The sequence below is a fragment of the Aeromonas sp. 604176 genome (assembly GCF_049170755.1).
Classification (GTDB): domain Bacteria; phylum Pseudomonadota; class Gammaproteobacteria; order Enterobacterales; family Aeromonadaceae; genus Aeromonas; species Aeromonas veronii_A.
This window is the reverse complement of record NZ_JAAKNE010000020.1, coordinates 41,042-48,022: the sequence shown is the minus strand read 5'-3', so window position 1 is coordinate 48,022 and position 6,981 is coordinate 41,042. Positions and strand designations below refer to the sequence as shown.

The window sequence follows — 6,981 nt, the reverse complement described above, 5'->3', positions numbered from 1 at the left end:
ACTCACATTAACTGGTTGAAGTTATGGGTATTTGCTTGTCTGGAGTTCGAGGAGAAGATGAACTTGCGGCGGGGTGTTTATCTCGGGAGGGAGTGCGTGCGGGATGGATCTCCGCGCCGCTGTTCTGCCGCTTCCCGCTCTCTGCACGCTGTGGGCAAGGCGCACCACGTGCTGGACAACCGGACGGGACAGACTCCCTCCTGTGCGCCCTGACCCATCAGGGTTACCCCTTCGATGAGCGGAAGAGGCTTGTTCCTCCCCCGGCGCGGTAACCCGCAAGTTACCCTTGTTCCCTTCGCAGGTTTTAACCTGATCAGGTTCCACGGATCCCGAATTAACGGTCTCAGCTTCGCGTCGTTCGACGGTCAGCACTCCGACAAGATGGCGCCAGTATAAGGGGGAAAATCTAAAGCACAAGCCGTTAACAATATGGGTCAACGGCTGGTGCAGTGGTCAGACGGGGTTACTCCCCGCGCGACCAGGTGCGGATGGCGGCGATCTCCGCGGCGGGGATCTGCAGGGATTCGAGGAATTCCTGATGGGCCTGCGGCTCCATCTTCTCGAACTGGATATGCCAGTTGCGCATCATCTCTTCAGTCATGCCGGCGGCCTGCATGATGGCAACCCAGCGTGCCTTGTCTACCATGGGGATCTCCTCGTGTGTCTGTTGGCGATAGAGGATGATGGCCCGCTGCTGACGCCTCAGCTCGGCGATCTCCTGCTCCAGTCGCAGCAGGTGACCATCGAGGCAGGAGTGGCTCTCCTGCCTCGCTGCCAGCAGGGTGCCGATCTCTTCGAGCGGCAGTCCCATGGCGCGAAAGCTGGCGATCTGCCGCCCCCGTTCCAGCTCGGCCTCGCCATAGCGGCGATAGCCGTTCTCCCCGCGCAGGGCGGGCAGCAGCAAACCGAGACGTTCGTAATAGAGCAGGGTGGTGCGGCTCAGGCCCAGTTCTCTGGCCAGCCGGGTAATCGTCAACATAGGGGTTCCTTCATCCAACGGGCTGAGGATAAACCCGCCTATTGTAGACGGGTCAACACCTTCGCAGGAGTGACCACCAGGATCAGGAGCCACGGGCAGTAACAGTGAGTGATATGAGAAGTGGGGTAGATAGGCAATCCGGAGAGGGATCCATGGCCGGCAGGTGATGCAGGCCCCCATGAAAGGGGCCTGCGAGTGAGGTTATTGAACCGGTGCTATGGTCAGGGATACGTTGCCAAACCCTTCGCTGGCAAGGGCCTCGCTGTCCAGATCCACACCGGTCAGAGCCACACCTTCAGCAGAGGAGTTACGCAACTGCGCAGCCTTCGCGGAACGGGTCTGGGGCTGACCAATCTCGATATCACCGGCAAACTGGCTCTCGGCATAGAAGTCACCGGTCACTGCCGAACGGATCGGGCGCAGCACACGGCCCAGGTTATTCTGCATGGTCGACAAGCCATACTCGCTGATGGTCCAGTTCCAGTCCCACCACTTCACTTCACCCGGGATATAACGCTTGTCCCACTGGTAGCGGATGCTGCTGGCCTTGTCGCGGAACGGGCCGACGGCAAAGGTGTGCTCCCAGGTAGGACGATTCTCAGGATGGGTATACCAGGCATTGCCGCCCCAACGCAGGAAGCCCTTCATGGTCAGGTCATAATTGACCTCGGCCTTGAACTCGTAGGGGTAGGAGATATTGGACTTGTAGAGCGCAACCCGCACCGGCAGGCTGGAGTGAGGCGGCACCGTGGGGCGCGCTTCAACCGAGACGGTCTCGGTGGTCGAGCCCCCGTGTTGGGAAGCCCAGCTCTGGCTCGCCGCAATCTCGATGGCAAGCTCGGTCTCACCCACCAGCGGCCACTGAAATTTGTTCTTGGTGGTCACCTTCTCGCTCAGGCTGTAGGTGTCGGTCTTCGACCAGTTGGTGGCCTTGTCGTACTTCAGGGTCACCACCACCTGCTGGGGAAGGTCGGTGTAGTTGGTCGCATTGGCCGTGATGGTCTTGACCAGCTGCTTGCCACTCTCGGTAACCTGACCATGGCTGAAGGAGTCGGGTTCCAGAGTATATGAGAAGTTGCTTACCTTGATGGAACTCTTCTCCCCACAACGATATCCGGAGCAGCCGCCGTCATTATTTCCCTTTATCAACCAGCCATCACCAACCCGGGTAACATCCATATCTTCCCCGACATAGGGGCTATGATTTCCACCTACCCAAGCGTATCCCAAATAATGGGCGAGATAACTGACTGGCTTGATAAAATAATCATTGTCGTGGACAAGACGCCATTGAACATCGACCTCATCACCCGCCGGAATATTCCAGTCAGAGAGTGTTGGTATTTCTCCGGAAACAGGTGAATTGGGATAACACCAGGTTTCTCCGGCAGTGCCCTGTTTGATTTCGCCATTATATCCCGGCCCCATAATCACCCAGCGATCCGCCAGCCCGGTGATCTGCCACTGCCCCATGCGGCTGACCAGATTACCCTTGATACTCATGGCTTCATCGCGGGTCAGAGGACGATAACCACTGGCACAGACGCCCGTGCCAAGACCCGCCCACTTGACCTGATCAGGGTAGACAGGTTCAGCCGCCTGCACCTGAGCGAGCATCAATGAAGACGCCAAAAACGCCAGATTGGCGGTAATTATTCTATTCATCATTTATCCCTCTTTCAGACATACGATAATTGTTATTGTGTAGAAATATCCTTTTTCATTTGACAGGTATGGACTCCGACAAAACCTGACACAAATAAAATAAACCACCAAAAAACATTCATGACAAACAAAATAATGGTGATACAGGAAAATAATTAGAGTGATGACTTTATTGAGGAATAAATCATAAATATTGTGACAGTCATTATTTAATGGCTGCCACAATATGGTGAAACCATATTAAATAAGAAGATACTGAATTACTCTTCCGGATTGATCACTTCAATTCCCTGCAATATTCCATCCGCCGAACGGATCAATACCAGCTCGCTCCCGGCATGCAGATCGGCGGCCGAGCCGTTGACCCAGCGCACCTGCGGATTGAGTGGCAATGTGCCCAGGGTGGCCAACGTGAGCTGCCGTTCATCGAAGGATTGCAGGCGATCTTGCGCCCGCTGCCAGGGCTGATTGGCCAGCGGGGCTCTGGCGGCCAGCAGCTCAATGCGGGTGGCAACGCCATCGGCCACCAGCAGGGCGAGCTGGTCGCCGGGTTTGAGTGGCTGCGGCCAAATCTCCCCCTGCCGCCAGATGGCGGCACTGCCCAGCTCCACTTCGGCCCCCTGAAATTGCAGGCGGATGCCGTCGCTGTGCTCCAGTTCCACCAGCCACAATTCGTCGGCTCCCGCCTGCGCCGCCCAGAGCGGCACACCCAGCATCCATGCACACCACTTTCTCGATTGTTCCATCTTCGTTCGTCCCTGAACAAAAAGCCCATGCTGGACAAGCATGGGCTTCATTCGGGAGCATTTCTAATCGGAACGCAGAGATCGGATCAGTCATCCTCACGGCAGCGGCTCAGGCGCATGCCGTCAAACTTGCACTCCAGCTCGAGCCAGCGCCCTTCAAACGGCGCCAGACTGTTATCCGAGGTGGTGTAGCCCCAGATCCGCCCCCCTTCGACCGGCCCCTCCAGATCCATTTCGTCCTTGTCATCTTCGTCGAGGGCCTCGACCTTGCGCACATAGCGCACGCCGTTCTCCACCACCCCCTTCATCTCGACCCAGGTACCGCCGAGGTCATCCTCGTTGAGCCAATCCTTGAAGCGAGTCTGGTCGTCGATCACGAACGGCATGCCGTTGACCATCAACTGGCCAAGCTGCCAGGTGGTGCGGCCGGTCAGTTTGAATTCGGTCGCCTGTGCGGTGCCAAGTGGCAACAAGATAAGCAGCAGGAGGGCGCAGAGAGACTTCTTCATCAGGGATCCTCGGGGTTACACTGGCAAACAGGATGCCGAATCCGGTGTGAAAAGAGCGTGAAACGCTCGCCAACCAGGAGAGCAAAGCATGAAGATTTTGGTAGTGGAAGACAATCCTCAGGTGGCGGAAACCATCATGGATTATCTGGAGCTGGCCGGTCACCGCCTCGATTGTGCCTATCACGGTCAGGCGGCGCTGCAACTGCTGGAGGAGCAGCGTTTCGACGTCATCATCATGGATGTGATGATGCCGCGCCTCGATGGCCTCAGCACGGTAGCGCGCCTGCGCGAGCAGGGGATTGCCACTCCCGTGCTGTTTCTCACCGCCCGCGACAGCCTGGAAGACAAGCTGGCGGGCTTCAAGGCGGGAGGGGATGACTATCTGGTCAAGCCGTTCGCCATGGAGGAGCTGGAGGTACGGCTGCAAGCTCTGAGTCTGCGTGGCCCGCGCGGCGATGTGGGGGCCATCAGCTTTGGCGATCTGACGGTCGATGTCGCCAGCGGCCGCGCCACCCGTGCCGGTGAGCCCCTCAAGCTCGGCAAGATCCCGTTCCAAATCCTCGCCCTGCTGGCCCGCCGCGCCCCCGCCATCGTCAGCCGTCAGGAGGTGCTCGACACCGTCTGGGGGGATGAGGAGCCCGACTCCGATGCCCTGCGCAGCCATATCTACGCCCTGCGCAACGCGCTCGACAAACCCTTCCCTACTCCCATGCTGGAGACCCTGCACGGTCAGGGCTATCGACTGGTGAGCGCATGAGCCTGCCGAGCCTGCGCCGCCGCCTGATCATGGCGCTCGGCGGCGCCGGGGTGGTGCTGCTGATCCTGCTCTCCGGCCTGATGATGGTGGCCGAGGACAAGATGGAGGAGCTGAGCCTGCGCCACTGGCTGGAAGCCGAAGTGACCCGCTACAGCGATGACTGGCTGCGACTCGGCCCGGCGGCGGCAGCTCCGAGCCCCAGACAGTTCTCCAGCTACTGGACCGAGGCGGGCCGCTTGCCGAAATGGCTGAAGCCCTACCAGACCCCCGGCTTTTTCGAGCACCAACTGGGCAAGGAGGACAAACACTTTCTGGTGGCCCGTCACCCCTCCGGCGAGGGACTGCTCTATCTGGTCTTCAACGACGACGCTGACGACTACCTCGACCCCTACGAAGACAAGCTGCATCTGGCGACCCGGCTGATCGGGGTGACCCTGCTGCTGGGCTGCCTCGGCTTCGGCATCTGGCTGGTGCGCCATATCACGGGGCCGCTGCAACGGCTGCAACAGAGGGTTGCCCACCTCACCCCGGATCAGGCGGATTTCGAACCCGACGCCCCCTGGCAGGAGCTGCGGGATATCGAGCTGGCGCTGCTGGCCGGCAAGCAGGAGGTGAGCGCAGTGTTCGCCCGCGAGCAGGAGTTCAGCCGCTTCGCCAGCCACGAGCTGCGCACCCCCAACATGGTGATCCAGGGCTCGGCCGCCCTGCTCGGCAAGGTGACGGATCTGCCCGCGCCAGCCGCCCGCGCCACCACCCGCATCCGCGCCGCCGCCGACGAGATGGCACTGCTCACCGAGACCTTCCTGCTGCTGGGCCGCAAGGAGGCTGTGGAGCGACCGCTGCAGCAGGTGACCCCGCTGATCCGTCAGGAGCTGGCCCGCCTCGCCCCGCTATTGCAACGGGAGGCCCTCGATATCCGGCTTAATCTGGATGAGAGCAGCGAAGTAAATGCCCCCCTCTCCCTGCTCGCCATCGCCCTCGGCAACCTGCTGAAAAATGCCCTGAGCTATGCCGAGGGACATATCGACATCGAGCTGTGTGGCCCGGTGCTCACCATCAGCAACCCGACGGCGGCGGCTCCGGATCAGATCCTCGGCTACGGCTGTGGCCTCACCATCATCCAGCGCATCTGCGAGAAGCTGGGCTGGCAGATCGATACCCGGCTGAAGGACGGAATTTTCAGCGCCCGGCTGGCGATGATCACTGCCGAACAGTTCCCTCTCCCTTTGGGAGAGGGTTAGGGTGAGGGCGCAGTGGCACCGCCAACCCACCAGCCAGATAGCAACAAGGCGCCCGAGGGCGCCCTGTTTCTATCTGACGGATGCAAGCCCGCGGCTCACTCCGCCGGTTTGTTCTTGCGGCTCGCCTTGAGTTCGAGGAACTCGATGATCTTGCCGGCCACATCCTTGCCCGAGGCGGCTTCCACCCCTTGCAGGCCGGGGGAAGAGTTGACCTCCAGCACCAGCGGGCCACGGGCGCTGCGCAGGATATCCACCCCCGCTACATCCAGCCCCATGATCTTGGCGGCCTGCACCGCGGTGGCGCGCTCTTCCGGGGTGATCTTGATCGCTTCGGCGGTGCCGCCACGGTGCAGGTTGGAGCGAAACTCCCCCGGCTGGGCCTGACGGCGCATGGCGGCAACCACCTTGCCGTTGACCACCAGACAGCGGATATCGGCACCATTGGCCTCGCGGATATACTCCTGTACCAGAATGTTGTTGTTGGTCTGGATAAAGGCTTCGATCACGCTCTCGGCGGCCTTCTGGGTCTCGCAGAGCACCACGCCAATCCCCTGGGTTCCCTCCAGCAGTTTCACCACCAGCGGCGCCCCGCCCACCATGGTGATGAGGTCGGGCACGTCGTGGGTGCTGTGGGCATAGCCGGTGATGGGCAGGCCGATGCCGTGGCGGGAGAGCAGCTGCATCGCCCGCAGCTTGTCGCGGGAACGGCTGATGGCCACCGAGCTGTTGAGGGCCATGGTGTTCATCATCTCGAACTGGCGCAGCACGGCGGTGCCGTAGGCGGTAATGCTGGCCCCGATCCGCGGGATCACGGCGTCATAGCTTCCCAGCTCCCCACCCTCGTAATGAATGGAGGGGTTGTGGGAAGCGATGTTCATATAGCAGCGCAGGGTGTCGAGCACCTCTACCTGATGACCGCGCGCCTGTGCCACCTCGACCAGACGGCGGGTGGAGTAGTTTTTCGGCTCACGGGATAAAATGGCGATCTTCATGACAATTCCGCTAGAAGGCTGTGCCTGGGCAGGATGGGGCGGGAGAGTATAAGGTGCCACAGCGCCAAGACAACGCCAATTGTTTATCCTGA

8 protein-coding genes and 1 riboswitch are annotated in these 6,981 nt (G+C 60.3%); of the genes, 3 read left to right on the top strand and 5 right to left on the bottom strand.

Annotated features, from left to right (window positions below; genetic code table 11):
* A partial coding sequence (locus G5358_RS05765; RefSeq protein ID WP_421323777.1) for a hypothetical protein occupies positions 1 to 213 on the top strand: 213 nt, incomplete at its 5' end.
* 60 nt (positions 214 to 273) lie between these two features.
* Positions 274 to 386, bottom strand: a riboswitch (TPP riboswitch).
* 77 nt (positions 387 to 463) lie between these two features.
* Here G5358_RS05765 and G5358_RS05760 read toward each other — a convergent pair.
* From G5358_RS05760 to G5358_RS05745, 4 genes are all read right to left on the bottom strand, one after another.
* Positions 464 to 979 (bottom strand): MerR family transcriptional regulator, encoded by a 516-nt coding sequence (locus tag G5358_RS05760; RefSeq protein ID WP_005342946.1) that lies wholly within the window; start codon positions 977 to 979, stop codon positions 464 to 466.
* A 201-nt stretch (positions 980 to 1,180) separates the two neighbouring features.
* Positions 1,181 to 2,644, bottom strand: coding sequence for an aerolysin AerA (gene aerA, locus G5358_RS05755; RefSeq protein ID WP_421295030.1), 1,464 nt, complete (start codon positions 2,642 to 2,644; stop codon positions 1,181 to 1,183).
* Between the two features lie 260 nt (positions 2,645 to 2,904).
* On the bottom strand, positions 2,905 to 3,390 hold the full coding sequence (locus tag G5358_RS05750; RefSeq protein WP_421323776.1) for a hypothetical protein: 486 nt from the start codon (positions 3,388 to 3,390) through the stop codon (positions 2,905 to 2,907).
* Between the two features lie 86 nt (positions 3,391 to 3,476).
* Positions 3,477 to 3,899, bottom strand: coding sequence for a hypothetical protein (locus G5358_RS05745; RefSeq protein WP_005340092.1), 423 nt, complete (start codon positions 3,897 to 3,899; stop codon positions 3,477 to 3,479).
* Between the two features lie 88 nt (positions 3,900 to 3,987).
* On the opposite strand from G5358_RS05745, the gene G5358_RS05740 reads away from it, so the two are divergent.
* Entirely contained in the window at positions 3,988 to 4,656 is a 669-nt protein-coding gene (locus tag G5358_RS05740; RefSeq protein WP_019446511.1) for a response regulator transcription factor, read from the top strand.
* A complete protein-coding gene (locus G5358_RS05735) occupies positions 4,653 to 5,897 on the top strand; it encodes a sensor histidine kinase (RefSeq protein ID WP_103251108.1) in 1,245 nt (414 codons plus the stop codon). The genes G5358_RS05740 and G5358_RS05735 overlap by 4 nt, the downstream gene beginning before the upstream one ends.
* A 95-nt stretch (positions 5,898 to 5,992) precedes the next feature.
* Here the strand turns inward: G5358_RS05735 and rimK are convergent, their stop codons facing one another.
* Positions 5,993 to 6,889: a 30S ribosomal protein S6--L-glutamate ligase gene (rimK, locus tag G5358_RS05730; RefSeq protein WP_005340088.1), complete on the bottom strand. Its 897-nt coding sequence runs from the start codon at positions 6,887 to 6,889 to the stop codon at positions 5,993 to 5,995.
* Between the last annotated feature and the right edge of the window lie 92 nt (positions 6,890 to 6,981).

Excerpts from the sequence above, each read along its gene's own strand:
- G5358_RS05735 (WP_103251108.1), top strand. The coding sequence starts at position 4,653 with ATGAGCCTGCCGAGCCTGCGCCGCCGCCTGATCATGGCGCTCGGCGGC.
- G5358_RS05760 (WP_005342946.1), bottom strand. The coding sequence starts at position 979 with ATGTTGACGATTACCCGGCTGGCCAGAGAACTGGGCCTGAGCCGCACC.
- G5358_RS05750 (WP_421323776.1), bottom strand. The coding sequence starts at position 3,390 with ATGGAACAATCGAGAAAGTGGTGTGCATGGATGCTGGGTGTGCCGCTC.
- aerA (WP_421295030.1), bottom strand. The coding sequence starts at position 2,644 with ATGAATAGAATAATTACCGCCAATCTGGCGTTTTTGGCGTCTTCATTG.
- G5358_RS05745 (WP_005340092.1), bottom strand. The coding sequence starts at position 3,899 with ATGAAGAAGTCTCTCTGCGCCCTCCTGCTGCTTATCTTGTTGCCACTT.
- rimK (WP_005340088.1), bottom strand. The coding sequence starts at position 6,889 with ATGAAGATCGCCATTTTATCCCGTGAGCCGAAAAACTACTCCACCCGC.
- G5358_RS05740 (WP_019446511.1), top strand. The coding sequence starts at position 3,988 with ATGAAGATTTTGGTAGTGGAAGACAATCCTCAGGTGGCGGAAACCATC.